The organism is Streptomyces sp. NPDC043685 (assembly GCF_056436585.1).
The window spans coordinates 438987-464413 of record NZ_JBWKCH010000006.1 but is presented as its reverse complement, the minus strand read 5'-3'; the positions used below and the strand labels follow the sequence as shown (position 1 = coordinate 464413).

Annotated in this window: 21 protein-coding genes; 10 read left to right on the top strand and 11 right to left on the bottom strand. The window is 72.3% G+C overall.

Annotated features, from left to right (window positions below):
- Positions 1–37: 37 nt before the first annotated feature.
- Both AC0665_RS21970 and AC0665_RS21965 read right to left on the bottom strand, forming a co-directional pair.
- Positions 38–1495 carry a sensor histidine kinase gene (locus tag AC0665_RS21970; RefSeq protein ID WP_478604021.1) on the bottom strand — a complete coding sequence of 486 codons (1458 nt, stop codon included), beginning with the start codon at positions 1493–1495 and terminating at the stop codon, positions 38–40.
- Positions 1492–2190, bottom strand: a complete 699-nt coding sequence (locus AC0665_RS21965; RefSeq protein WP_478510384.1) for a response regulator transcription factor — start codon at positions 2188–2190, stop codon at positions 1492–1494. The genes AC0665_RS21970 and AC0665_RS21965 overlap by 4 nt, the downstream gene beginning before the upstream one ends.
- A gap of 152 nt (positions 2191–2342) precedes the next feature.
- Here AC0665_RS21965 and AC0665_RS21960 point away from each other — a divergent pair, with 152 nt between their 5' ends.
- From AC0665_RS21960 to AC0665_RS21945, 4 genes are all read left to right on the top strand, one after another.
- A complete protein-coding gene (locus tag AC0665_RS21960) occupies positions 2343–3683 on the top strand; it encodes a ferredoxin reductase family protein (protein ID WP_478705626.1) in 1341 nt (446 codons plus the stop codon).
- 13 nt (positions 3684–3696) lie between these two features.
- Positions 3697–4098 (top strand): FMN-binding protein, encoded by a 402-nt coding sequence (locus AC0665_RS21955; RefSeq protein WP_478705625.1) that lies wholly within the window; start codon positions 3697–3699, stop codon positions 4096–4098.
- A 4-nt stretch (positions 4099–4102) separates the two neighbouring features.
- Positions 4103–4819 carry an FAD:protein FMN transferase gene (locus AC0665_RS21950; RefSeq protein WP_478705624.1) on the top strand — a complete coding sequence of 239 codons (717 nt, stop codon included), beginning with the start codon at positions 4103–4105 and terminating at the stop codon, positions 4817–4819.
- 217 nt (positions 4820–5036) lie between these two features.
- On the top strand, positions 5037–5960 hold the full coding sequence (locus tag AC0665_RS21945; protein WP_478705623.1) for a helix-turn-helix domain-containing protein: 924 nt from the start codon (positions 5037–5039) through the stop codon (positions 5958–5960).
- Here the strand turns inward: AC0665_RS21945 and AC0665_RS21940 are convergent.
- The 5 genes from AC0665_RS21940 to AC0665_RS21920 all read right to left on the bottom strand — a co-directional run bounded on the left by AC0665_RS21940 (position 5957) and on the right by AC0665_RS21920 (position 12341).
- Positions 5957–8011 carry a beta-galactosidase gene (locus tag AC0665_RS21940; protein WP_478705622.1) on the bottom strand — a complete coding sequence of 685 codons (2055 nt, stop codon included), beginning with the start codon at positions 8009–8011 and terminating at the stop codon, positions 5957–5959. The two genes, AC0665_RS21945 and AC0665_RS21940, sit on opposite strands and share 4 nt — an antisense overlap.
- A gap of 29 nt (positions 8012–8040) precedes the next feature.
- Positions 8041–8859, bottom strand: a complete 819-nt coding sequence (locus AC0665_RS21935; RefSeq protein WP_478705621.1) for a carbohydrate ABC transporter permease — start codon at positions 8857–8859, stop codon at positions 8041–8043.
- Positions 8856–9797 (bottom strand): carbohydrate ABC transporter permease, encoded by a 942-nt coding sequence (locus tag AC0665_RS21930; protein WP_468402980.1) that lies wholly within the window; start codon positions 9795–9797, stop codon positions 8856–8858. Before AC0665_RS21930 ends, AC0665_RS21935 begins: the two co-directional genes overlap by 4 nt.
- A gap of 108 nt (positions 9798–9905) precedes the next feature.
- A complete protein-coding gene (locus tag AC0665_RS21925) occupies positions 9906–11258 on the bottom strand; it encodes an ABC transporter substrate-binding protein (RefSeq protein ID WP_478705620.1) in 1353 nt (450 codons plus the stop codon).
- A gap of 21 nt (positions 11259–11279) precedes the next feature.
- On the bottom strand, positions 11280–12341 hold the full coding sequence (locus tag AC0665_RS21920) for a LacI family DNA-binding transcriptional regulator (RefSeq protein ID WP_478510395.1): 1062 nt from the start codon (positions 12339–12341) through the stop codon (positions 11280–11282).
- 226 nt (positions 12342–12567) lie between these two features.
- On the opposite strand from AC0665_RS21920, the gene AC0665_RS21915 reads away from it, so the two are divergent.
- On the top strand, positions 12568–15471 hold the full coding sequence (locus AC0665_RS21915; RefSeq protein WP_478705619.1) for a type 1 periplasmic-binding domain-containing protein: 2904 nt from the start codon (positions 12568–12570) through the stop codon (positions 15469–15471).
- A gap of 8 nt (positions 15472–15479) precedes the next feature.
- Here the strand turns inward: AC0665_RS21915 and msrB are convergent, their stop codons facing one another.
- From msrB to AC0665_RS21895, 4 genes are all read right to left on the bottom strand, one after another.
- Entirely contained in the window at positions 15480–15887 is a 408-nt protein-coding gene (msrB, locus tag AC0665_RS21910) for a peptide-methionine (R)-S-oxide reductase MsrB (RefSeq protein ID WP_468631699.1), read from the bottom strand.
- A 14-nt stretch (positions 15888–15901) separates the two neighbouring features.
- On the bottom strand, positions 15902–17293 hold the full coding sequence (gene murC / locus AC0665_RS21905; RefSeq protein ID WP_468402970.1) for a UDP-N-acetylmuramate--L-alanine ligase: 1392 nt from the start codon (positions 17291–17293) through the stop codon (positions 15902–15904).
- A gap of 80 nt (positions 17294–17373) precedes the next feature.
- Positions 17374–17847 carry an indole-3-glycerol phosphate synthase gene (locus AC0665_RS21900; RefSeq protein ID WP_363118993.1) on the bottom strand — a complete coding sequence of 158 codons (474 nt, stop codon included), beginning with the start codon at positions 17845–17847 and terminating at the stop codon, positions 17374–17376.
- A gap of 253 nt (positions 17848–18100) precedes the next feature.
- The gene (locus tag AC0665_RS21895) at positions 18101–18904 is read right to left on the bottom strand and encodes a pyrimidine reductase family protein (RefSeq protein WP_366050455.1); all 804 of its coding nucleotides are present in this window, start codon (positions 18902–18904) and stop codon (positions 18101–18103) included.
- Positions 18905–18941: 37 nt separating this feature from the next.
- Between AC0665_RS21895 and zapE the strand changes: the two genes are divergently transcribed.
- The 5 genes from zapE (at position 18942) to AC0665_RS21870 (ending at position 25380) form a co-directional block, all read left to right on the top strand.
- Complete coding sequence (zapE, locus tag AC0665_RS21890; RefSeq protein WP_478705618.1) at positions 18942–20045, top strand: cell division protein ZapE; 1104 nt, start codon at positions 18942–18944, stop codon at positions 20043–20045.
- A 708-nt stretch (positions 20046–20753) separates the two neighbouring features.
- The gene (locus AC0665_RS21885) at positions 20754–21335 is read left to right on the top strand and encodes a carbonic anhydrase (protein ID WP_478604043.1); all 582 of its coding nucleotides are present in this window, start codon (positions 20754–20756) and stop codon (positions 21333–21335) included.
- 14 nt (positions 21336–21349) lie between these two features.
- The gene (locus tag AC0665_RS21880) at positions 21350–22852 is read left to right on the top strand and encodes a SulP family inorganic anion transporter (protein ID WP_478705617.1); all 1503 of its coding nucleotides are present in this window, start codon (positions 21350–21352) and stop codon (positions 22850–22852) included.
- Positions 22853–23022: 170 nt separating this feature from the next.
- Positions 23023–23907, top strand: a complete 885-nt coding sequence (locus AC0665_RS21875; protein WP_478604047.1) for a slipin family protein — start codon at positions 23023–23025, stop codon at positions 23905–23907.
- A gap of 90 nt (positions 23908–23997) precedes the next feature.
- Positions 23998–25380 (top strand): PhoX family protein, encoded by a 1383-nt coding sequence (locus AC0665_RS21870; protein ID WP_478705616.1) that lies wholly within the window; start codon positions 23998–24000, stop codon positions 25378–25380.
- Positions 25381–25427: the final 47 nt, after the last annotated feature.

Sequence of the window (25427 nt, the reverse complement as noted above, 5' to 3'; positions counted from 1 at the left end):
GTACGGGCTGTTTCCGGACGAGTCTAAAGGGCGCCTCTCAGCGGTCCGCGGGGCGTACGTCACCCATCGGCAGGCGCACGGTGAACACCGTCGCTCCGGGCGCGCTGTCCAGCTCGACGCGGCCGCCGTGGGCGCGGACCAGCGACCGGGCGACCGCCAGGCCGAGTCCGCTGCCGCCGCGGTCGCGGCTGCGGGCCTTGTCGACGCGGTAGAAGCGGTCGAAGACCCGGGCCCGGTCGTCGGGCGGGATGCCCGGCCCTGTGTCGGTGACCCGCACCTCGGCCACGCCCGGCGCCACGGCCACCTCCACCGACACCTTCGTGCCCGCCGGGGTGTGCACGGCGGCGTTGGTCAGCAGGTTGTCGAGGACCTGCCGGATGCGCAGCGGGTCCATCGGCAGCCGCACCGGGCCGGGGCCCGCGAGGACCGTCAGCGGGTGGTCGGGGCGGCCCGCGCGGAAGGCGTCCGCGGCCTGGCCGACCAGCTCCACCAGATCGGCGTCCCGCAGCCGCAGCGGCGCCTCCACCTCCGCCGCGTCCAGTCGCGCGAGCAGCAGCAGGTCGTCCAGGAGGACGCCCATGCGGGCGGCCTCGGCGCGCAGCCGGGCCAGGTGCCGGTCGCGTTCTTCGGGTGCGTTGGCGGCGGCGTACTGGAAGAGGTCGGCGTAACCGCGCACCGACATCAGCGGGGTGCGCAGTTCGTGCGAGGCGTCCGCGACGAAGCGGCGCAGCCGCTGCTCGGCCTCGGCGCGCACGGCGAGGGAGTCGTCGATGTGCTCCAGCATCGTGTTGAAGGCGGTGCGCAGTTCGTCCACCTCGGGCCCGCCGTCCCGGCCGTCCGCCCGCAGCGGCAGCCGGGCCGCCGACTCGGTCAGGTCGTGCGAGGCGATGCCGTGCGCGGTGGACGCCATGTCGCTGAGCGGTTTCAGGCCCCGGCGCAGCATCCGGCGTCCGAAGACGACAAGCGCCAGCAGCGCGAGCCCGAAGGCGACGACCTGGATGGCGATGAGCCGCCCGACCGTGTCCTCGATGTCGTCCATGGGCGCGGCGCTGACCAGGACCACCCCGCGCTCCACCTGGCAGGCACGCAGGCGGTAGGTGCCCGCGCCCGCGAGGTGCTCGGTGCGCAGCAGCTCGGTGTGCGCGGCGGTCTGCGCCCGGGCCAGGGAGGTGAAGTCGTCCACGTCCTTCGGCAGGTCGGCCGGGTCCTCGGGCGTGCGCAGCTCCGGTCTGCCGTCCGGCACGTCGTACACCGCGTAGAACCAGCTGTAGTACTTCTTGCCGGACAGCGTGCCGTAGTCCGCGATGGACTTGGACTGCGCGATCTGGGCCTGTGCCAGCTGGGTGTCGAGCTGGGCGCGGAGATAGTCCCGCATGTACGTGGTCAGGGCCGTGCCGACGACGGCGAACACCACCAGGGACAGGGCGCCCAGTCCGAGGGCCAGCCGGGTGCCGAGCCTCATCCCCCGGTAGGCCCGTCGCAGGCGGGCGATCACTCGGCGGCCTGCCGCAGCGCGTACCCGAAACCGCGCACGGTGTGGATGAGCGGCGTGCCGCCGTCGTCGGTCTCGTCGAGCTTGCGGCGCAGCCGGCTGACGACCAGCTCGACCACGTTGGAGCGGCCGCCGAAGCCGTACTCCCACACGTGGTCGAGGATCTGCGCCTTGGTGAGCACGGTGGGCGATTTGCGCAGCAGGTAGCGCAGCACCTCGTACTCGGTCGGGGTCAGCGACAGCAGCCGGTCGCCGCGCCGCACCTCGCGGGTGTCCTCGTCCATCGTCAGGTCGCCGACCCGGAGCACGGACCGCTGGGAGGCGGGTCCGGCGCTGCGCCGCAGCACGGTCCGCAGCCGGGCCATCAGCTCCTCCACGGCGAACGGCTTGACCAGGTAGTCGTCCCCGCCCCGGGTGAGCCCGGCGACCCGGTCGGCGACGCCGTCGCGCGCGGTCAGGAACACCACCGGCACCATCGTGCCGCAGGCGCGCAGCCGGTCCAGGACGCCGAAGCCGTCCACGCCGGGCAGCATCAGGTCGAGCACCACGATGTCCGGGTGGAACTCGGCGGCCCGCACCAGCGCGTCCTCGCCGGTGTACGCCGTGACCGCCTCCCAGCCCTCGTAGCGGGCGACGGTCGCGACGAGGTCGGCGATGGGCGGGTCGTCGTCGACGACGAGAAGTCGTACTTTCTCCACGCGCTCATAGTGCTGCACAGCCCCCGCGCCGTCCCAGCCGCATGTCCTCCCGCCGCCGGATCGATAAACACTTGAAAGTTGAGCGACAGCTTTCCGACAGCTCCCGCGCGCCAAGCTCGAAGCCCCCGGATCCGATCCAGGAGCTGCCGATCGTGACGACTCTCCATCACCCTCCCGCGGCGACCCGCCCGCGCCTACGGCCGACAGTGGTGGGCCGCACCGGCCTGTACGCGGTGCTGCTGGCCAACGCGGTCGTGGTGGCCGTGTTCTTCGCGCGGGCCGGTTTCGCCTCGAACGCGCTGATCGTGCTGGGCCGGCTGACCGGGCTGTACGCGGCGCTGCTCATGGCGTTCCAGCTGCTGCTGGTGGCACGGCTGCCGTGGTTCGACCGGCGGATCGGCATGGACCGGCTGACGTCCTGGCACCGCTGGACGGGCTTCTCGGTGCTGTGGCTGCTGCTGTCGCACGCGGTGTTCATCGTGTGCGGCTACGCGCAGGCCTCGTCGCTGGACCCGGTGGACCAGCTGGTGGACCTCGCCGAGACCGTCGAGGGCGTGCTGCGGGCGATCGCCGCCCTGGCGGTCATCCTCGTGGTCGGCGCGGTGTCGGCACGGTACGCCCGGCGCCGGCTGGCCTACGAGACGTGGCACTTCATCCACCTGTACACCTACGTGGCGGTGGTCCTGGCGTTCACCCACCAGGTCGTGGCGGGGACGACCTTCACCTCGTCGCCCGCGGCGACGGCGTACTGGTACGGCGTGTGGGGCCTGGCCCTGGCCTCGGTCTTCGCCGGCCGTCTGGTGCTGCCGCTGCGGCGCAACCTCCGCCACCGGCTGCGGGTGACGGCGGTCGTCCCGGAGAACGACGAGGTGGTGTCGGTCCACGTCACCGGCCGCGATCTGGACCGGCTGCCCGCCCGGGCCGGGCAGTTCTTCCTGTGGCGGTTCCTGACGAAGGACCGCTGGTGGCAGGCGAACCCGTTCTCCCTGTCCGCCGCCCCCGACGGCCGTACGCTCCGCCTGACCGTCAAGCGGGCCGGTGACGGCAGCGCGGCCCTGCGGCACCTGAAGGTCGGCACGCGGGTGTTCGCCGAGGGCCCCTACGGCGCCTTCACCGCCCTGCACCGCACCCGCCCGGACGCCGTCCTCATCGCCGGGGGCGTCGGTGTCACACCGATCCGGGCGCTGCTGGAGGAGTTGCACGGACACGCGGTGGTGATTCACCGGGTGGCGACGGCGCGGGACGCCGTCCTCCACGACGAGCTGCGCGACCTCGCCTCGGCCAAGGGCGCCGAGCTGCACCTGGTGACGGGGCCGCCCGTGCCGGACCGGCTGGCGCCGCGGGAGCTGGCCCGGCTGGTGCCGGACATCGCCGAGCGGGACGTCTACCTGTGCGGTCCGCCGCCGATGATGAAGGCGGTGCTCGGCAGCCTGCGCGCGCTGGGCGTGCCGGCCTCGCAGACCCACTTCGAACGCTTCAGCCTGGCCGGATGACGAGGAGCAAGCCGTGAAACGAGCCCTGCCCGTCCTCGTCCTGAGCGTCGCGGGTCTGATCCCGCTCTGGCGCTACGCCCCGTCGCAGGAGACCGGGTCGTCGGTTGCCGCCGCGCCCGCGCCGGCCCCCTCGGTGTCGTCGCCGGGCGGAACCACCTCCACGGTGGTGCCGGGGTCCGCCGTCGACACCGAGAAGGGTCCGGTCCAGGTCGAGGTCACCTTCGAGGGCGACAGGATCGCCTCGGTGCGGATGCTGCGGCAGCCCGGCCATCCGCAGACCACCGCGGCCGTGCCGAAGCTCGTCGAGGAGACCCTCCAGGCGCAGAGCGCCGACATCGACACCGTCTCCGGCGCCACGATCACCAGCGACGGCTACAAGGAGTCGCTCCAGGCCGCCCTCGACGCGAGGGGGTGAGCGGATGCGGCGCGTCGAGCACGTCATGGGATTTCCCGTGTCGGTGCGGATCGACGACGAGGACTTCCCCGGGGCACCCGTGGACGGCCTGTTCGCCTGGCTGCGCGAGGCCGACGCGCGGTTCAGCCCGTTCCGCCCCGACAGCGAGGTGTCACGGCTGGACCGGGGCGAGCTGCGCGAGCCGAGCCGGGAGCTCCGCGAGGTGCTGGACCTGTGCGAGGAGTACCGGATCGCGACCGGGGGCGCCTTCGACGCGCGGCTGCCCGGCCGCGGTCTCGACCCCTGCGCCGTGGTGAAGGGCTGGTCGGTGCAGAAGGGGGCGGACCTGCTGGCGGCGGCCGGGGCGAGGCGGTTCTGCCTCAACGCGGGCGGTGACGTGATCGCCTCCGGCGGCCCCTGGCGCGTCGGCGTGCGCCACCCCGAACACGCCGACCGGCTGTGCGCCGTGCTGGACGTCACGGACCGGGCCGTGGCGACCTCCGCCCGGTACGAGCGCGGCGACCACATCCTCGACGGCCGCACCGGCCGCCCGGCGACCGGCCTCCTCAGCCTGACCGTGCTCGCCCCCACCCTGACGGAGGCGGACACGGTCGCGACGGCGGCGTTCGCGCTCGGCACGGAGGGCGTCGCCTGGGCCGCCGCCCGGAAGGACTGCGAGGTGTTCGCGGTCGACGCCCGGCGACGGGTGCTGCGCAGCGCGGGGTTCCCGGCCACGCGATGAGGTGACACGCCGGCAGGTGCCGGGCAGCGCCTGCAGGAACGCCGTCGGCGGCGCGGGGAACAGGCCGCCGGTGACGGCCCGCGCACAGTCCGGCAGCGCATCGGGAACGCGCATTTCCTGGCCTTGGGCGGAGCGGTGTGCGGGGGGTTGCACGTGCCGTAGCGGCATGTGGTCCCGTGGACTCACGTCCCGATGCCTTGAGGAAGGGTCCCTGCTCATGCATGCGTCTTTCATGCCACCCCGCCAGGTCAGGATCGGTGACGCGGCGGCCTTCACCGGCATCACGCCGCGGGCGATCCGCCATTACCACGAGATCGGGCTGCTCCCCGAGGTCGAGCGGGGCGGCGACGGCCGCCGCCGCTACGGGTACGAGGACATGATCCGCCTGCTGTGGATTCGCAGGATGGCCGATGCCGGGATCGCCCTCAACGACATCCGTGACGCCTTCACCACCGGCAGGGCTTGCGCCGGTGCGGACGGCGGAGAGGATGTCACGGGCATCCTGGAGCGGTTGGAGGAAAGCCTCGCCGAGCAGGAGGCGGAGTTGCGGCGGCAACGGACCGCCGTGCGGCGGATGCGCACCGAAGGCAGCCGGACGGGCCTGCTCTCCGACGTCGTCACCGAACGCCTCAACAGGCTGCCCGAGGGCTCCCTGCGCCAGGCGGACCTGGACAGTCTGCTGGTCACCGAGCGGATCTTCGGCCCGCTCGGCGCGGCCGTCCAGGCCACCCGCTTCGTCGCCCTTGCCACGCACCCCACTCTGCGGGAGGACTCCGACCGCATCGACGACGCCGAGGAGGCACTCGACGACAGTGTCGCCGTCGATGATCCACGGGTGGCTCGCGTGGCCGTCGAGCGGCACGCCTTCGAAAGCGCCCTGCAGGCCGTCATCGAGGAGTCGGGCCTGGGCGAGGACGACGACGCCCTCTTCGACGCCTGGGACACGGTGCGCCCTGCCACCGCCGATGACGGCAAGGGCGAGGCCGGCCTCGGCTCCGGCAGGCGGGAGGCCGACTCCATGAGCGTGTTCGAAGCCACCGGCAAGATGCCTTACGACTTCTCCCCGGCCCGCCTGCGCTGTATGCAACTGGCCGAAGAACTCGCCGCCCAGGACCCATCCGCCGCCTCGGACACGGCCTAGGCCTCCCGCAGCACCTTCACGTCCCACGCTCCGAGCGGCACCGCGTCGGCGTACCGGGCGCCCGACAGCACGTCCCGCACGGGCGCGGGCACCGGCACGGACACCTCGTCCCAGGACCAGTTGTGCAGGAAGCGCACCCGGCGGCCGTCCCGGGCGGTCGCGGAGGTCGCCGTGACGCTCGGGTGGGCCGGGCGCCAGGCGTCCTCGGGGGCCCACCGGCCGAACAGGGCGCGGGCGAAGTCCGGGTCGGGCACGGTGCCGACGTAGGTGATGCGTCCGGCGCCGTGGCGGTGCGTGGTGGCGGCGGGCCAGCGGCCGAAGTGCGGGTGCTCGTAGGTGGCCAGGGTCTCGGCGCCCCGTGGCGCCAGTCCGTCCGCCCAGTGCAGGGCGTGCGCGCCGGGCGGGAGGGGCAGGGAGTGCGAGCCGCGGACGGGCAACGGCTCGCGCAGGTTGCTGAACTCGTCGTACGTCACCCCCGCGGCCTCGGCCAGCCGGCCCGGCTGGAGATCGGTGCGGGCCCGGGCCTCGGTGTCGCCGTACCCGGTGCGCGGGCCGAGGACCAGATGCCCACCGGTCTCGGCGTAGGCCCGGAGCCGGTCGAGGACCACGTCGTCGGCGGCGTAGTAGGCGGGCACGACCAGCACCGGGGGCAGTTGAACGTCCGGCAGTTGCCCGGGATGCAGGACACGCGCCTGGAGCCCCGCGTCGAAGGCGCCCCGGTAGAACGCGTCGAAGATCCTCTCGTACGACCGGCCGTCCGGACCTCCGTCGGCGCCGGCCAGCGGCGGCTGGCCCTGGAGCGCCCACTTGCTGGGGCCGTCGTAGAGGAAGGCCACGTCGGCGTCCGGGGCGAGGGCCGACACCAGATCACCGGCCCGCTCCAACTCCGCGCCGAGCCGGGCCAGTTCACGGTAGACGCGGCCGGGTCGGCCGTTGTGCGGGAGGATGCCGCCCCAGTAGGTCTCGGCGCCGAAGTGCAGGGTGTGCCAGTGCCAGTACTCGATCATCGAGGCGCCCCGGGAGATCAGCGCCCAGGCCGCCTGGCGCCACTGACCGTCGTAGGCGGGGCGGTTGTCCCACGGTCCGCCGATGGCCTGCGCGTCGGTCTCGGTGACCAGGAAGGGCTCCTGGCGGGAGGAGTACATGCGGTCGGCGCTGCGGTACAGCGCCCAGGTGCCGTTGGTCGTCCAGCCCTGGTCCCCGGCGCCCGTGTCCGGCAGGGCGAGGGCGTCCTGCATCGTGTAGTACGGGTTGCCCGCGGTGACGTCGAGGCACTCGGTGAGCTTGTCGTCCTCGACGCCCTGGCGGTCGTAGGAGATGCACGTCGTGACGAACTGGCCGGGCGCGGCGTACTCGCGCACGATGTCCGCCTGCCAGCCTATGAACTCGGTGACGAGCCGGGCCTGGAAGCGCCGCCAGGCCAGGTCGTACTGCGGCTGCGCGTTGCCGTCCGGCGTCCACAGGTCGGCCCAGGTGGACAGCCGGTGCGACCAGTAGACCAGGCCCCAGGCGCGGTTGAGGGTCTCCACGTCGCCGTAGCGCTCGCGCAGTTCGTCGGTGAACCGCTGGAAGACACCGTGGTTGTGCAGCAGGTGCGGACCGGGTTCGTTGTCGACCTGCCAGCCGATGACGGCCGGATGGCTCGCGTGGCGTTCGGCGATCTTGCGGATGATCCGCTCGGCGTGGAAGCGGAAGGCCGGGTGGGTGAAGTCGGCCTCCTGCCGGGCGCCCCAGCCGATGCGCTCACCCGTGCGGGACTCCCCCGCGATCTCCGGGTACTGCCGGGCCAGCCAGGGCGGCACCGCGTACGTCGGCGTCCCGAGGATCACGCGGATGTCCCGCCGGTGGGCGCCGTCCAGGACCGGCTGGAGCCAGTCGAGGTCGAAACGCCCGTTGTCGGGCTCCCAGGTGGACCAGACGGACTCCCCGACCCGGATGACCGTGAAGCGGGCCTCGGCCATCAGGTCGAGGTCGTCCTCGAGACGGTCGCGGGGCTGGTACTCGTGGTAGTAGGCGGCGCCGAACAGCACGCGCCGGGGCAGCTCGAACATGGCTCTCCTCCATGGCGGTTGATGGAAAATCAGCCCTTGACCGCGCCCGTGGAGAGCCCTTCGAGGAGCTGCTTGCGCAGCAGGACGAAGAGGGCCACGGCGGGCAGGACGGCGAGGACGGCTCCGGCGAGCACGAGGTTGTACTGCCGCTGCTCGGAGACGAACAGGGTCTGCAGGCCCAGCGGCAGGGTGTACTGCGAGCTGTCGGAGACCAGCACCAGCGGCCACAGGAAGCTGTTGTAGCTCTGGAGGAACTGCCAGACGCCGAGCGCGCCCAGCGCGGGCCGCAGCAGCGGCAGCACGATGGTCCGGAAGATCCCGAACTCGCTCGCCCCGTCGATCCGTGCGGCCTCCAGCACCGAGTCCGGAACGGACTGCACGATGTACTGCTGCATCATGAAGATCCCGAACGCGGGCGCCGCCCAGGGCACGATCAGCGCGAACCAGGGGCTGCCGAGCCCGGTCTTCACCAGGATCACGAACAGCGGCACGAGGATCACCGCGAACGGTATCGACAGCGAGCCGAACATGACGCCGAACAGCAGCCGCCGGCCGGTGAAGCGGAACTTGGCGAAGGCGTAACCGGCGAGGGCGCACACGAAGACGGACACGCCCGTGGCGACGACGGCGACGACCGTGCTCATCAGGAACCAGCGGGCGAAGGGCTGCGCGGTGAGCAGGGTGCGGTAGTTGTCCAGTGTGAAGGGGTCCGGGAGCAGCTTCGGCGGGTGGCCGAAGATGTCGCCGCGCGGTTTGAGCGAGCCGCTCAGCGCCCACACCAGCGGGGCGAGGAAGCCCACGAACAGGGTGACCAGGAAGGCGTACAGGGGCAGGCGGGCGCGAGTCATGGGGTGGCCCTCCCGATGCCGAGGAGACGGTTGAAGAGCCGGCTGAGGCCGAAGACGAGGACGAACAGCACGACCGCCGCGGCCGCGGCGTAGCCGAACTGCTGGCGCTGGAAGGCGGCCCGGTAGATGAACATGGTCACCGACAGGGTCGACTCGGCCGGCCCGCCGCCGGTCAGCAGATACGGCTCCTCGAAGATCTGGGCCGCGCCGATGAAGGACGTGACGACGACGAACGCCGTCACCGGCTTCAGTGCCGGCAGGGTGACGGTGGTGAAGGTGCGCAGCCGTCCCGCCCCGTCGAGTGCGGCGGCCTCGTACAGCTCCCTGGGCACGTTCTGGAGCCCGGCGAGGAAGAAGACGGTGAGGTAGCCGGTCCAGCGCCACAGCATCACCAGCGCGATGCTCACCCTGGCCAGGTCCGGATCACCGAGCCAGTCGACACCGCCGGTGCCCAGCAGCGCGCGCGGCAGGGCGTTCGCGAGCCCGAACTGCCGGTCGAAGATCAGCCCGAAGACGAGCGCGACGAGGATCGGCGACACCACGATCGGCACGAAGTAGGCGGTGCGCCACAGGTCCCGCAGGCGCAGCCCCCGGGTGTTGAGCGCCTGGGCGATCAGCAGGGCGAGCGGGACGACCAGGAAGAGGGCGACCAGCACGAACACGGCGGTGTTGCCCAGGGCCCGGTGGAAGCTGATGTCGGTGGCGAGCAGCCGGTAGTTGCGCAGCCCCACCCAGTGCGGAGGCCCGAGTCCGACCCACTCGGTCAGGCTCAGCCACAGCGAGACACCGACGGGGACCAGCATGAACAGGACGTAGAGGAGGTAGAAGGGCGAGACGAAGAGGTAGGGCGCCCAGGTCCGACGGGGGCGCCGCTCCTGCCCCTTCGGGGCGCTGCGCGTGCGGGCGGTGCCGGACGCCCCGGTCAGGGTGGTGGTCATGGTGGTCCTCCGAACGCGGGGGTCGCAGCGCCTTCCAGGGGCGCGGGGCTGAATCGACATGCGGCTCCGCCGCGGGGCGCGGCGCACCACGATGGCGCCGCGGCCGCGCTACCGCCCGGCCTGGTCACGGAAATCCGCTGCCGTTCGCATCAGCGCCTGACGCGGCGACAGATCCCCGTGATACGCGCGCAGCAGGTTCCCCCCGAGCACGTCGTAGAGGATCGACTGGTCGGGGCTCTGATGGAACGGCGGTACGTCCGGCAGCAGCGACCGGTACAGCTCGAACAGCCGCTGCCCCGCGCAGAACTCGTCCTCGTAGGCGCCCAGCCGCGGATCCTCGTAGACCGACCGTCGCGTGGGCAGATAACCGGTCTCGGTGAACCGGCGGACCTGCCCCTCGTGCGTGAGCCACGTCCTGAAGAGGAACTCCGTCGCCGCCCGGGTGTTGGCCTTGTCCTCGACGACGCCGAACCCGGTGCCTCCCAGCGCGGCGGTCACTCCGCCTCCGGAGGCGAACCGCGGCAGTGCCCGCACCCGCCATCTGCCCTTCTGCTCGGGCACGTTGGTCACCAGGCCGTAGTTCTTGTACCAGATGGCCATGGGCAGTCCGATGACCCGGCCGCTCTTCAGCGCGGTCTGCATGCCCGCCCCGTAGTAGTCGGAGACCTCCACGACGAACCCGCTGCGCAGCCCGTCGCACAGGAACCGCAGCACCTCCTCGGCCTCCGGTGAGTCCAGGACGAGTCGGCCGTCGGCGTCGAAGAAGGCGCCGCCGCGCTGGTAGAGCAGCATCTGGAAGGACTGCACGACCTGGCCCGGGTCGCTGCCCACCGTGGGGACGACGCACAGCGAGGCCCCGTGGTCGCGGTGCACCCGCGCACCGGCCTCGGCGAACTCCTCCCAGGTCGCCAGGTCTTCGGGCAGGCCGTACTTCTCGAACAGGTCCCGGCGGTGGAAGTAGACGACCATCGGGGTGTCGGAGTCGAAGGCGTAGACCCGGCCGTCCCTGCTGAAGGGCGCGGTGCGGGCGGGCAGCAGGTCGCCCTTCAGCCCGGGGACGGCCTCGATGTCGGGGGTGAAGTCGTGCAGCAGCCGCTCGGCGATGTCGCCGCGCAGCATGCGCGGGAAGCTGCCGATCTCGAACCCGACGAGGTCGGGGGTGCCGCGTCCGGCGACGGCCTGGGCGAGCAGTTTGGTGACGATGTCCGGGGCGCCGGCCCGGGTGACCCTCAGGTGGTAGCGGAAGTCGCCCGCGCGGTCGGCCCCGGGGATGCCCTTCTCGAAGAAGGCCTCGTAGCCCGGGTCGTGGGTCCACAGTGCGAGGGTGACGTCACCGGAGGTACGCAGGGTGGTGCGGCCACCGCCGCAGGCGGACAGCGCGGTGGCCGCGCCGACGCCGAGGGCCCCGCGCAGCAGGGCGCGGCGCGTCGCAGGGGCGGATGCTGCCAGGGGGTACGACACGTGACTCCTCACGTGGGACGGCTACGGGCGGGAGCGGGCGGAACCCGGTCCGGCGGCCGGCCCGGTCGAGCCCCGCACGGTCAGCTCGACCGCCCGCTCGGCCGCCCCGGCCGGGACGGGACGGCCCTCGATCAGACCGATCAGCACCTCCACGGCCCGCTCGGCGACGGCGGCGAAGTTCTGCCGGACGGTGGTCAGCGGCGGGCAGAGGTAGGCGGCGGCGGGTATGTCGTCGTAGCCGACGACGCTCACCTCGCCGGGGACGGCGCGGCCCGCGTCGGCGAACGCGCGCAGGGCGCCGATGGCCATGTCGTCGTTGGCGGCGAACACGGCCGTGACGTCCCGGAGCCGGGCGAGCTGCCGTCCGGCGGCGTACCCGGAGGCCGGGCTCCAGTCGCCCGGTGAGGGCAGCGGCGGCTCGGGCGTCCCGGCGGCGGCGAGGGCCTCGCGCCAGCCGCGCAGCCGGTCCCGGGCGGCCCACCAGTCCTGCGGGCCGGGTATGTGCCAGACGGTGCGATGGCCGAGGGACAGCAGGTGTTCGGTGGCGAGCCGGGCCGCCGCGACCCCGTCGGCGCCGACCACGGCCCCGGCGGCCCCGGGCGGGAGTTCGACGCCCTCCCCGAGGCTGATCACGGGCACCTCCGCGGTCAGCCGCAGCGGAGTGCCGTCGTCGACCGGCTCGGACAGCACGATCCCGTCCACGCCCTGGTCCAGCAGCGCCTCCACGGCGGCCGAGACGCTGTGCCCCTCCAGGGTGCTGGCCAGGGCCGCGGAGTAGCCGGCCCTGCTCATCGCCCGTTCCAGCGCGATGAGCAGGGTGGCGGGGCCGTAGAGCGCGCTGCCCAGCGAGACCACGCCGATGCGCCGGTAGCGGCCCAGGAGCAGGGCCCGGGCCGCGGTGTTGGGGCGGTAGTCCAGCTCCCGCACGGCCCTCAGCACCCGGTCGCGCACCTCGGGGCTGACGTGCGGTTCACCGTTGACGACCCGCGACACGGTCTTCTGCGACACCCCGGCGGCCCGGGCGACCTCGGTCATGCCGGGCCCACGGCGGCGTCGCCCACCGGCGGTTCCGCTCGTGGGCATGGGGACTCCCGGGATCGAGTGAGGTCGACTGGGCAGAGGCCGACTACGTAGTCATGGTGCCCACTGAGCGAGACAGGTATCGCCTGACTACGTAGTCAGGCCAGTGTGGGGATGCGGACGGCCCGCGTCAACGATGTGGACGAAACAGGAGTTCGTGCGTCACCCACTCCCACCCCACCCGCACGGGTTAGCCTCGTAGGTCACCGAAGGTTAACGGGGGTTGCCCATGGTGAACGCCGATCGCACGCCGCCGGAGTGCCCCGGCGGACATGACGGCATGCCGGAGAGCGACGCGGGGCGCCTCCTGCACAACCAGCTCGAGATCCTCATCCAGGACTTCCGCAGGAGCGCCGAACCGCCGATGCCGGTGTTCGTCGTGCACGGGCAGGAGAGCCGGGACGACGAGGCGGTGGCCGGGCTGGTACGGCAGTTGTACGTGGGCCAGGAGGCGCACGGCACGCGGTGCGCCGTGGCCCAGGAGGCCTACGAGGGCGCCACGGAGGTGCGCCGGGCCGCGGCCCTGGTGCGGGCGCTGAGCGACCCGCGCAAGTGGGGCGGGCCGAAGGCCGTCTACCGGCGCTACGCGTTCCCGCGGCTGCGGCTGGTGCACGCCATCGACGACGCGGTCGCCGCCCTCGGCGACACCTGGCCGGCGCCCGCCCCGGGCAGCCCCGAGGCCGGGCAGGACCCGCGGCAGCGGCTGCTGAACGAGCTGGCGCAGCAGCGCTGGCGGCCGAAGAACACCGCCCGCTGGCGCTCGGGCCTGCCGCTGTTCGACATGGCGCACATCCTCCCGGCGAGCCTGGTGACCGTGCTCGCCGCGCTGCTCGCCCGCAGCGAGTGGTACGTGGCGGTCGGCGCCGGGCTCGTCTTCCTGCTGCTGCTGACCGTCCTGAACTACGTCCTGCCGGGGCGGGCGCCGATCTTCCTGTGGCTGCGCCGCGAGAGCCGCTGGTTCATGACGACGACCTTCCTGAGAGCGGCCGACCAGGAGAAGCCCACCGAGGTCTCGCTGCTGCGGCCGGTGCGCTCCTGGAAGGCGATCGCGGCCCGGGCCCAGGACGTGGCCGAAGCGCTCACGACGGGCGGTGACTTCCACCTCCAGCTGTGCGTGCTGGCGCTGCGCGAGGACCTGCGGGACAACCACCGCCGCTGGAGCTGGGACCTGCGCGGCTTCAAACGGCCGCGGCCGCCGATGCTGTTCCTGCCGCACGCCGACGACCGCAACGGCGGCATCGAGCTGATCCGCGCCATCAGCGACGTCCGCAGCCGGCGCAGCGAGCTCGACCCGCTGCTCGTGGTGGCCGCGGTACGCGCCCACGACGTGCCGCGCATGGAGCGCAGCGTCGTCCCGGCGCAACCGGTCCCGGAGCCGGCGCCGCCCACGTTCGGCGTCCGGCTGCGCACCTGGTACCGGGAGTGGGGCCGCAACCTGCGCGCCGAGCAGTCGCCCAGCCGGGAACGCTCCGTCCTGCCGTGGGTGCTGAAGGTCCCGCTGCCGCACGACCAGTTGGGCCCCGTCGAGGAGGTGCGCCCCCATCTGCGGGCCTCCGCCCGGCCCACGCCCGCCCGGCTGGTGTGGGCCCTGCACACCCTGGTCCTGGTGACCGGCCTGCTGGCGGCGGGCACCGTCATGCGGGCCGACGCCCTGCACGACCGCTACTGTTCGGCGTCCGTGCTGACCGCCAACCGCGACACCCGCCGCGAGCAGACACCCGACGGCCGCCCGGAGTGCATCGGCATAGCGACCGACGGCGTCCGTTTCTCCGACTGGCTGCCGGCGCCCGAGCCCGGCGACGACGTCAAGGCGCTCACGGCGGACGAGGGCACGCCCTGGACGGTTGCCGACCTGGAGGACCGCATCGCCCGCCAGAACGAGAAGGTCCTCGCCGCCGGCACATACGTCACCGTCGTCTACGCGGGGCCGCTCAGCGCCTCCACCGACTCCGGGTCCTCCCTGGTGAAGGGCGCCGAGGAACTGGCGGGCGTGTACCTGGCGCAGGCCGTCGTCAACGAGAACTCCAGTGTGAAGCTGCGCGTCCTGATCGCCAACGGCGGCGTGGACCTGGGCCACCAGGTGGGGATGGCCGAGGCGATCGCCGCGTACGCCGCCCATGATCCGACCGTGGTAGGGGTCGTCGGCGCCGGCCGGGACCTGAAGTCGAGCCGGGCGACGATCCGCACCCTGATGGAGGCCGGCCTGCCGGTCGTCTCCGGCACCAACTCCGCGACGTATCTGCCCCGCGAGTTCGCCAACTGGTTCAGCCTGGCCGCCACGGACGACTGGCAGATCCGTCAACTGGGTCTGATCGCCGCCCAGTTGCGCACTCCGCACCGGCGCCAGTACTCCCTCGTCCTGGCCCGCGACACGGCGCGGACCGACGACCTCTACACCGACGAGCAGGCCCGCTACGGCCGGCGGATGCTGCGCCGGCAGGGCTTCACCCCGCTCGAACAGCGGCGCTACACCCTGAGCGGCGGCAAGCCGGAACTGCGCTCGCACGCCCAGGAGATCTGCCGCGGCGGCCGGGTCCCCTCCGTGATCTACTTCGCCGGCCGGGTGGAGGACATCGACCCGCTGATGACCCAGCTGGGCACCGAGCCGGGCTGCGCCGGGAAGCCCCTGGCCATCCTCACCGGCGACGACCTGTCCAAGGCCGACTTCGACGGCGGCGGGCAGTCCGTCGCGCCGAAGGTCACGCTGTACCACGCGGCCCTCGCGGAGCTGGGGACGGCCGCCGGCGAGACGGGCTTCTACCTGGACGCGGCCACGTACCTGCCGGGGATGCGGGACCGCCGTCTGCGCTACGACAGCCCCGCCCTGGCCAGCGGCCAGACCGCCCTGGCCCATGACGCGACCCGCGCGCTGTTCTGGGCGGCCACCCGCGGGGACCGGCCGCAGAGCCGCGCCTCGACCTGGGTGAACCTGCGCAGCGTCAAGATCGAGGGCATGGCCACAGGCACCATCGACTTCACGGGCGCCCCGCTGTACGGCGACCGCACGGGGCACAGCATCGTCCTCAAGGAGGTCCGCCGCACCAAGGACGGCACCGCCCGCCCTCGCGTGGTGTGCAGGCGTAAGGCGGGGGACACGGCACCCCTCACACAGAAGGAGTGCCGGATCCGCTGAGCGCCGTGTCAGTCCCGCGCGGGAGCCAGTCGCAGCGCGATCGAGTTGATGCAGTACCGCTGGTCCGTGGGCGTGGGGTATCCCTCGCCCGCGAACACGTGCCCGAGGTGCGAGCCGCACCGGGCGCACCGCACCTCGGTCCGCACCATGCCGTGCGACCGGTCCTCGATCAGCTCCACCGCGTCGGTGTCCTTGGGGTCGAAGAACGACGGCCAGCCGCAGTGCGACTCGAACTTCGTGTCCGAGGTGAACAGCTCCGCGCCGCAGGCGCGGCAGGAGTAGACGCCCCGGGTCTTGGTGTCGGTGTACTCACCGGTGAAGGCGGGCTCGGTGGCCGCCTGCCGCAGGACCGCGTACTCCCCCGGGGAGAGCTCCGCGCGCCACTGCTCGTCCGGCTTCTCCACGTCGTACGGCATGAGCCTCCAGCCCCTCAGTTCGACAGACGGTCCAGGATCAGCGGGCCGAGGTCGGTGACGTCGCCCGCTCCCATGGTGAGAACGAGATCACCGGGCTTGGCCATTCCCGCGACGGCCGACGGGACGTCCGCCTTGTCGCGCACCGGCGTCACGTCCGCGCCCGCGGCCCGGGCCGCCTCGATGATCAGCTCGCTCGTCACGCCCGGGATCGGGTCCTCGCGGGCCGGGTAGATGTCCAGCACGATCGAGGCGTCCGCGAGGGCGAGGGACCGGCCCATCTCCTTGCCGAGCTCCTGCGTCCGCGAGAAGAGGTGCGGCTGGAAGACCACCAGGATGCGGGAATCGCCCGCCGCCGCGCGCATGGCCTCCAGGTCGGCGGTCATCTCGGTGGGGTGGTGCGCGTAGGAGTCGATGACCTGCACGCCCGCGGCCTCGCCCTTCAGCTGGAGGCGCCGCTTCACGCCCGTGTAGGCGGCGATCGCCGGGGCCAGCTCGGCCGCCGGGATCCCGAGGGCCACGCCCGCGGCCAGCGCGGCGACCGCGTTGTGCGCGTAGTGCCGGCCGGGCACGGAGACCGCGAAGGTCAGCTCCTCGCCCTCCAGCACCACCGTGACCTCGCTCTTCAGCCCCTGCGGCACGACGGACAGGATGCGCACGTCGGCGTCCTCGGACTCGCCGTAGGTCACGACGGTCACGTCGCACGCCCGGACGCGGCGCGTCAGCTCCCGGGCGCCGTCGTGGTCGGCGGCGATCACCAGCGTGCCGCCCTCGGTGATCCGGTCGACGAACGTCTCGAACGACTCGTAGATCTCGTCCATCGAGGCGTAGTTGGCGTGGTGGTCCAGCTCGACGTTGAGGACGATCGCGACCTCGGGCGCGTACTTGTGGAAGCTGCGGTCCGATTCGTCCGCCTCGGCGACGAAGATCTCGCCCTCGCCGTGCAGCGCGTTGGAGCCGGGGGCGTCCAGGTCCCCGCCGATCGCGTAGGAGGGCTTCAGGCCCAGTTCGCTCAGCGACACGGCCAGCATCGAGGTGGTGGTCGTCTTGCCGTGCGTCCCGGCGACGGCGATCGGCCGCAGCCCGTCCATCAGCGCGGCGAGCGCGTCCGAGCGGTGCACGACGGGGATGCCGCGCTCGGCCGCGCGGGCCAGCTCGGGGTTGTCCTGGCGGATCGCCGAGGAGACGACCACACAGCTGGCGTCGTCGGCGAGGTGCTCGGCGGCGTGCCCGATGTGCACGGTGGCGCCCAGCGCGCGCAGCGCCTCGGCCGTGGCCGACTCCTTGGCGTCGCTGCCCGCCACCACGGCCCCGCGCTGGGCGAGGATCTTCGCGATACCCGACATTCCGGCCCCACCGATCCCGATGAAGTGCGGTCGGTCCATGGCGGGAGGAAGGCCGGCTGCCATGCGTGTCTCCAAGTTCGGGTGACGAGAGTGAGCGGGCCAAGCCTATTGCGTGCGCGGGGCCGGACCGCCCATCAGGGGCCCTACGCCTTGCTGTGCGAGAACAGCTTCAGCACCGGCACCCCGACCTTGTGCCGGGCCCGGGAGGCCCAGTCCCGGTGGAAGAACTCCTCCACGTAGTGGGGGTCGGTCAGCACGATGACCTCGTCCGCCCCGACCTCTTCGACCAGGGACTTCAGCGCGTCCAGCGGGTGATCCTCGATCAGCCGCCCCTCCGCCGCGCTGCCCGAGGCCCGCAGCGCGGCGAGTGAGACCTCCAGCGCCCGCTGCCCGACGCTCAGGGCCTCTTCGCCCTCCGGGGTCTCCCCCTCGCGGACGGCCTCGTCGAGCTCACCGAGCGCCACGTCGTCGATGGCCCGCAGCAGTCGGTCCGCCTGCTCGCCGCGCGGCTGGAGCAGCACCTGGAAGGAGACCTGCTCCTCGCCGTGCAAGGTGGTGACGAACTCCACGTCGGCCGACGTCAGCGCCTTCTCGATCATCAATACGCTGGTGAACACCAGGCGCCCCTTCCGCTCCGGGGGCCCGTGGCCCCACTCCTCCGCGGGCCGCGCCGGGCCCTGCGGAAACCATCCTGCCCCGTGTTCGCACGGGTACTGCCTGATCCAGTGTGCCCTCCGGAAACCGAACGGAGTGGCATATTCCACCGACGAACGGGCGGACCGCGATCTTCCCTGCCGTTCCCGGGCGAACCGGCCGGCCGGCCCACCCGGCCGCCGACACCTTGTACCCCGCGACCGGCGGTTCAGTGCGTCAGGCACGCCCGTAGCGGGTGAAGAGGAAGCCGTCCTCCTCCAGCATCGACACCAGTGAGAAGCGGTGCGGGACCGTGACCGCGGGCCCTCCCGCGATGCGCTGGGCGTCGCCCGCCGTGAGCATCGGGGAGACGGTCAGGCACAGCTCGTCGAGCACACCGGCCGCGACCAGCTGGCCCAGCAGCCGCGGGCCGCCCTCGGTCAGCAACCGGGTGTGACCGAGGCCGGCCAGTTCCCGGACGGCCCGGGCGGGGTCGATGCCGATGCCGTCCCCGGCGGTCACCACCAGGGCGCCCGCCTTCTCCGCGGCCGCGACACGGTCGGGGGCGGCCGCGGCGCCGGTGAGGATCAGGGTGGGCACCAGGGGCGAGGTGAACAGCGGGAGCGAGAAGTCCAGGTCGAGGCCGGCGCTCACCACCGCGATCGCGGGTGCGGGCCGCTGCCCGGCCGCCTCCCGCATCGCGGCGAAGTCCTCCCGCGCCCGGGCCGGCCGGTACCCCTCCTTGCGCACCGTCTCCGCTCCGACCACCACGACGTCCGCCAGCGCCCGCAGGGTGCCGAAGATCCGCATGTCGGTGGCGCTGGAGATGGGCTGCGAACGGCCGTCGTGCTGGGCGGCCCCGTCCAGCGTGGACACCATGTTGGCGCGCAGCCACGGCACCGGCCCCCCGGGCCCCGGCTCGGGGTAGGCGTACGCGGCGGCCAGCTCGTCCAGGCTCCACTCCCGTCCGGCGTCCCCGCCTGAGGCGCCACCCGGGGCCGGAGCTGCTGTTTCATCGGTCACAGGGAACAGACGTCGCATGCCGTGCAGTGTTCCACGCCCCGTAGCATGGTGAACCGTGTCCTCTTCCCCCGTCCCCTCCGGAACCGGCCCTGTGACCGACCCGGCCCCGCTGTCCCTGTGCGCCCGTGAGCCGCGCGTTCCCGCGGACCGGCTGGTCGCCGAGATGGTGCCGCCGCCGCGGTTCGACTCCGTCCGCTTCAGCACGTACCTCCCCGACCCGAACCAGCCCAGCCAGACGGAGGCCGTCCGGGTCCTGGAGAACTTCGCGGCGGGCCTCGGCCCGGGGGCGTCGGCCGGCTCCGGCAAGCGGCGACTGTTCGGCTTCGGCAAGGCGGCGAAGAAGGCTCCCGCCGGACCGCGCGGTGTCTACCTGGACGGCGGCTACGGCGTCGGCAAGACCCACCTGCTGGCGTCCCTGTGGCACGCCACCGAGGCCGAGCCCTCGCTCAAGGCCTTCGGCACCTTCGTGGAGCTGACGAACCTGGTCGGCGCCCTCGGGTTCCAGCAGACCGTGCAGACGCTGTCCGGCCACCGCCTGCTGTGCATCGACGAGTTCGAGCTCGACGACCCGGGCGACACCGTCCTGGTGTCGACGCTGCTCGGCAAGCTCGTCGACGCGGGCGTCGCGCTCGCCGCCACCTCCAACACGCTGCCGGGCAAGCTCGGCGAGGGCCGGTTCGCCGCGGCCGACTTCCTGCGCGAGATCCAGGGCCTGTCGGCCCACTTCCGCGCCCTGCGCATCGACGGCGAGGACTACCGCCACCGCGGCCTGCCCGAGGCACCCCCGCCGTACTCCGACGAACAGGTGACGAAGGCGGCGCACGCCACCGAGGGCGCCTCCCTCGACGCGTTCCCGCCCCTCCTGGAGCACCTGGCCCGCGTCCACCCCAGCCGGTACGGCGCTCTGACCGACGGCGTCAAGGCCGTGTGCCTCACCGGGGTGCGGCCGGTTCCCGACCAGTCGACGGCTCTCAGACTCGTCGTCCTGGCGGACCGGCTCTACGACCGCGAGGTGCCCGTGCTGGCCTCGGGCCTGCCCTTCGACCGGCTCTTCAGCGACGAGATGCTCAACGGCGGCTACCGCAAGAAGTACTTCAGGGCCATATCCCGGCTCACCGCCCTCGCCCGGGACGCGGGCAAGCTGGCGGACCCTCGGTGATCGACCCTCCGTCACCGCGCCCAACGGGTCGATGAGAAGCGCCTGTTCAAGCCAGCCGACGCATGGTTTTCAGGCTCTCTTCAGCTTGAAACGTTAAGTTAACCCTGCAAACGACTTTGCAGGGTTAACGTGTTTCTTGACCAGTCGTTGACCAACTGTTGGTCAGCACTAGACGTGTCAATCACCTGAAGGGGGGCGCATGTTCCGAGGCACGACGGCACGAACCGTGGTTTCGATCCTCGCCGCCGCCCTGCTCGCCCTCCAGTTCTTCGCGCCGACGGCGTCCTTCGCATCCGCGCACACGTACGGTCAAGTCGAGGCCAACGCTCAGCCCGGCACGAAGCCCTCCGGAAAGTCCTCGCGCCCCGGCCACAAGCATCCCGGGAAGGCTCTGCGGGACGAGACGGCGACCTGCCGCGCCGGACACCACGGGGACCCGACCGGTCCCCTGCGCACCCGCGACCGGTCCCACGCCGCGGACTCGGCGCCCACGGCGCCCGAACGGCCGCTGCAGAGGCACATCCGGCCGACGGCACCGCAAGCGGCCGGACCCGGCGCCGCGCACCACCGCACATCGAGATCCTCGACGTCGCACACCCCGGCGGCACTTCAGGTATTCCGCTGCTGAGGCAGCCGAGCCGTTTCCCCCCACCCCTGTCATGCCCGTCCGACGCGCCCCCACTGCGCGCCAGGAGGAGTCACCACACCATGCAGCCCCTCATCGACAACGCCCGCAAGTTCGGACAGCGCCCTGAGGAGTTCGCCCGCCTCGCCGAGGGCCAGTCCCCCGACGTCCTGTTCATCACCTGCTCCGACTCCAGGGTCGTACCGGCCCTGATCACCGGCGCCCGCCCGGGCGAGCTCTTCGAGCTGCGCACCGCGGGCAACGTCGTCCCCCCGCACTCCTTCGAGCACCCCACCTCGGAGGCGGCCACCATCGAGTACGCCGTCGAAGTCCTGGGCGTCCGGGAGATCGTGGTCTGCGGCCACTCGCACTGCGGTGCCGTGGGCGCGGTGGTGCGCCACGACGATCTGGCGGTCGTACCCGCCGTGCGCGACTGGCTCGCGCACGCCTGTGACGAGCCCGAGTGCTCCGACCCGGCCGACCCGACGGTCGCCGAGGCCGTGCAGAACCACGTGCTGACGCAGCTGCTGCGGCTGCGTTCCTACCCGTGCGTCGAAAAGCGCCTCGACGCGGGTGAACTCCGGTTGCACGGCTGGTACTACGAGGTCCACACCGGCATCGTGCGGGAACACCGCGCGGAATCCGACACGTTCGAGACGCTCTGAGGGGGCTGGTGACCATGCTGTCGAAGTTCCCTTACCTGAGGCAGGACTTCCTCGCCTCCATCGTCGTCTTCCTGGTCGCCGTGCCGCTGTGCGTCGGCGTCGCCGTCGCATCCGGCGTTCCCGCCGAGCTGGGCCTGATCACCGGCATCGTGGGCGGCATCGTCACCGGGCTCATGCGGGGCAGCAGCCTCCAGGTCTCCGGGCCCGCCGCCGGCCTGACCGTGCTGGTCTTCGAGGCCGTCAGCGAGTTCGGGGTGGCCACGCTCGGCGTGATCGTGCTGTTCGCCGGGCTGCTCCAGCTCGCCATGGGCTTCTTCGGGATAGGCCGCTGGTTCAGGGCGATATCCGTCTCCGTCGTCGAGGGCATGCTCTGCGGTATCGGTCTGGTGATCATCGCCGGGCAGATATACGCGGCAGCGGGCCTGAAGGCCCCGGAGACCGGCCTCGGCAAGATCGCGGGCCTGCCCGGGGCGTTCACCGACGCGCTCGGCAGCACCGAGGCCCTGGCCTCCCTCGCGATCGGCGCGGGCACCGTCGCCGTCATCGTGCTGTGGAAGAAGCTGCCGAAGGCGGTGCAGACCGTGCCCGGCGCCCTCGCGGCCGTCGTCCTGGCCACGGTCGCCGCGCTCGCCTTCAGCCTGCCGGTCGCCACCGTCCAGGTGGAGGGTCTGCTCGGCGTCGTCCAGCCGCCCGGGGCCGAGGCTTTCGGTGAGCTGGCCACCCCGGCCATCTGGGGCACCATCATCGCCTTCGCGCTGATCGCCTCCGCGGAGAGCCTGTTCAGCGCGGCGGCCGTGGACCGGCTGCACGACGGTCCGCGCACCGAATACAACAAGGAGATGGTCGCCCAGGGCGCGGGCAACACCCTGTGCGGTCTGCTCGGCGCGCTGCCGATGACCGCGGTGATCGTGCGCAGCTCCGCCAACGTCAACGCGGGTGCGAAGACCAAGGCGTCGCGCGTGCTGCACGGCGTGTGGCTGCTGCTGTTCGCCGCCGCGATGCCGTGGGCCCTGGCGCTGATACCGATCCCCGCCCTGGCCGGCATCCTCGTGCACGCCGGCTGGAAGCTGATCCCGTTCAGCCAGATCACGGCGCTGTGGCGGGAGCACAAGGGCGAAGCGCTCATCCTCATCGTGACCGCCGTGTCGATCGTCGCGGTGAACATGTTCGAGGGCGTGCTCATCGGTCTGGCCCTGTCGGTCGTCAAGACCGCCTGGGAGGCCTCGCACATCAAGCTCGAGATCATCGACAAGGGCGCCGGTCCGATCCAGGCGTACCTGTCCGGCAACGCGACCTTCCTGCGGCTGCCGAAGATCCTCGACAGCCTGGAGGGCCTGCCGCAGGACCGCCCGGTCGAGCTGGACCTGTCGGGCCTGCACCACCTCGACCACGCCTGCCGCACGGCGCTGGAGAACTGGGCCGCACGGCACAGCGCGACGGGCACCGAGCCGGTGAAGGTCACGGAACCCGCCGCGGAGCCGGTGCGGATCCCGGCGGAGAAGGTCACCGCCGCCTAGCGGACCGGCCGACCACCCGATCCCCGGTCCGGGGCGCGCAGCCGGCGCGCCCCGGACCTTTCACGTGGCCTGCCTCCTTGCCCGGTCCTCCCGGGCATGGCCTCGCGCCGCGCTCCGGGCATATCGTTACAGAAGCAGAAGAATTCGGACCTCTGAGCGGGGAGGTCGGCATGGTCGAAGAGCTGGTCGGCGTGGTGGCCGCGGTCGGGGCCGGGGCGCTGGTCTACGTGGCTTCCGCCGCGCGGGTCGTCAAGCAGTACGAGCGGGGAGTCGTCTTCCGGCTCGGACGTCTGCACGGTGACGTGCGGCGGCCCGGGTTCACCCTCGTCGTGCCCGCGGTGGACCGGTTGCGCAAGGTCAATCTGCAGATCGTCACCATGCCGGTCCCCGCCCAGGAGGGCATCACCCGCGACAACGTGACCGTGCGGGTCGACGCGGTGGTGTACTTCAAGGTCGTCGACCCGGCGGCCGCGATCGTCAACGTCGAGGACTACCGCTTCGCCGTCTCGCAGATGGCACAGACCTCGCTGCGTTCGATCATCGGCAAGAGCGAGCTGGACGACCTGCTGTCCAACCGGGAGAAGCTCAACCAGGGCCTGGAGCTGATGATCGACAGCCCGGCCGTGGAGTGGGGCGTGACCATCGACCGTGTGGAGATCAAGGACGTCTCCCTGCCGGACACCATGAAGCGTTCCATGGCCCGCCAGGCCGAGGCCGACCGGGAGCGGCGGGCCCGGCTGATCAACGCCGACGCCGAGTACCAGGCCTCCAAGAAACTGTCCCAGGCCGCCCAGCAGATGGCCGACACGCCCTCGGCGCTCCAGCTCCGGTTGCTGCAGACCGTCATGGCGGTGGCGGCGGAGAAGAACTCCACGCTGGTCCTGCCCATTCCGGTGGAGCTGCTGCGGTTCCTGGAGCGGGGCCAGCAGCCCCCGGCCCAGGACGCGGGACACGCCGGGGCGGCGGACGAGGCGGAGCGGGCGCAGAGCGCCGTCGACCGCACCGAACAGGCCGAAGAGGCCATGGAGCGGCTGCGGCGCGCGGTCGAGCAGTGACCCGCGCTACGCGCGTGGTTCCCGCCGCCCGCACCAGGTGATAGACACAGCGGGATCACAGTTCCTGTCCGCCAGCAGGAAGGTTTCCCCATGACCACGTCCGGTCGCTCCGCCTCACGACGTCAGCTGCTCGCCGGAACGGGTGCCCTGGGCATCGGGATCGCGTTCTCCGGCGCCCTGTCCGAACTCTTCGCCGGCACCGCCGCCGCACAGGGCCTGGGCCACACCGGCTACGGCCCGCTCGTCCCCGATCCGCAGGGCGTCCTCGACCTGCCGGAGGGTTTCCGGTACCGGATCCTGTCCCGCGAGGGAGACGAACTGCGCTCCGGCGAGGGCCTCGTGCCCTCCAACCACGACGGCATGGCGGCCTTCGGCGCCAGAGGCGGCGGTGTCCACCTGGTCCGCAACCATGAGAACCGCGCCAACGGCAGGATCCCGGTCCCGGCCGTCGAGGGCCTGACCTACGACCCGGCCGGCAAGGGCGGCTGCACGGCGCTGACGCTGGACTCCCGCAACCGGGTCCGCTCCGAACGCGTCGCGATCGCCGGTACGGCCGTGAACTGCGCGGGCGGGCCCACCCCTTGGCACACCTGGCTGACCTGCGAGGAGACCGAGGACAAGGCCGGCACCAACGGCTACACCAAGGACCACGGCTTCATCTTCGAGGTCGACCCGGCCGATCCGCACCGCACCGGTGCCGTGCCGCTGACCGCGATGGGCCGCTTCGCGCACGAGGCGATCGCGGTCGACCCCCGGCGGGGCGTGGTGTACGAGACCGAGGACGCCTTCGAGAAGCCCTTCGGCCTGTTCTACCGCTTCCTGCCGGACCGGCCGCTGGGCGGACGGGGTTCGCTGCGCGCGGGCGGGCGGCTCCAGGCCATGCGGGTGCCCGGCGTGCCGGACCTGTCCTCCGTCCAGGACGTGGGCGCCGCGTTCGACCACATCGAGTGGGTGGACGTCCCGGACCCGCAGGCCGCGGAGACGCCGATCAGGTTCCAGGGCTTCGGCCGCGAGGGCATCACCCACGCGCAGAAGCTGGAGGGCTGCTACTGGGGCGGCCGTTCGGTGTACTTCGTGTCGTCGTTCGCCCGCCGCTCGGACGGTTCGGCCGCCGACCACTTCGGACAGGTCTGGCGCTACGACCCGGAGCACCGCAGGCTCACCCTGGTGATCGTGTTCGGCCCGGACACCGATGTGCAACTGCCGGGAGAGTCGCCCGACAACATCTGCCTGGCGCCCAGCGGCGGCCTGATGGTGTGCGAGGACGGCAACGGCGCCCAGCACGTCTTCGGTGTCACCCGGCGAGGCGAGGTCTACGCGATGGCCCGCAACCGGCAGAACATCGGCACACCGCAGGAGCCGGAGTGGGGTGAGTTCGCGGGAGTGACCTTCTCCCCCGACGGGGACACGATGTACGTCAACTGCTACACGCCCGGCACCACCTTCGCGGTGACGGGCCCCTGGCGCCGCTAGCCGGCGCCCACTCGGACGGGGCGCCGGCACGGCCCGGCGCCCCACCG

Coding starts and splice junctions, on each gene's coding strand:
- AC0665_RS21950 (WP_478705624.1), top strand. CDS start 4,103: ATGCGGCGCGTCGAGCACGTCATGGGATTTCCCGTGTCGGTGCGGATC.
- AC0665_RS21945 (WP_478705623.1), top strand. CDS start 5,037: ATGCATGCGTCTTTCATGCCACCCCGCCAGGTCAGGATCGGTGACGCG.
- AC0665_RS21940 (WP_478705622.1), bottom strand. CDS start 8,011: ATGTTCGAGCTGCCCCGGCGCGTGCTGTTCGGCGCCGCCTACTACCAC.
- AC0665_RS21935 (WP_478705621.1), bottom strand. CDS start 8,859: ATGACTCGCGCCCGCCTGCCCCTGTACGCCTTCCTGGTCACCCTGTTC.
- AC0665_RS21930 (WP_468402980.1), bottom strand. CDS start 9,797: ATGACCACCACCCTGACCGGGGCGTCCGGCACCGCCCGCACGCGCAGC.
- AC0665_RS21920 (WP_478510395.1), bottom strand. CDS start 12,341: ATGCCCACGAGCGGAACCGCCGGTGGGCGACGCCGCCGTGGGCCCGGC.
- AC0665_RS21915 (WP_478705619.1), top strand. CDS start 12,568: ATGGTGAACGCCGATCGCACGCCGCCGGAGTGCCCCGGCGGACATGAC.
- msrB (WP_468631699.1), bottom strand. CDS start 15,887: ATGCCGTACGACGTGGAGAAGCCGGACGAGCAGTGGCGCGCGGAGCTC.
- murC (WP_468402970.1), bottom strand. CDS start 17,293: ATGGCAGCCGGCCTTCCTCCCGCCATGGACCGACCGCACTTCATCGGG.
- AC0665_RS21895 (WP_366050455.1), bottom strand. CDS start 18,904: ATGCGACGTCTGTTCCCTGTGACCGATGAAACAGCAGCTCCGGCCCCG.
- AC0665_RS21885 (WP_478604043.1), top strand. CDS start 20,754: ATGCAGCCCCTCATCGACAACGCCCGCAAGTTCGGACAGCGCCCTGAG.
- AC0665_RS21880 (WP_478705617.1), top strand. CDS start 21,350: ATGCTGTCGAAGTTCCCTTACCTGAGGCAGGACTTCCTCGCCTCCATC.
- AC0665_RS21875 (WP_478604047.1), top strand. CDS start 23,023: ATGGTCGAAGAGCTGGTCGGCGTGGTGGCCGCGGTCGGGGCCGGGGCG.
- AC0665_RS21870 (WP_478705616.1), top strand. CDS start 23,998: ATGACCACGTCCGGTCGCTCCGCCTCACGACGTCAGCTGCTCGCCGGA.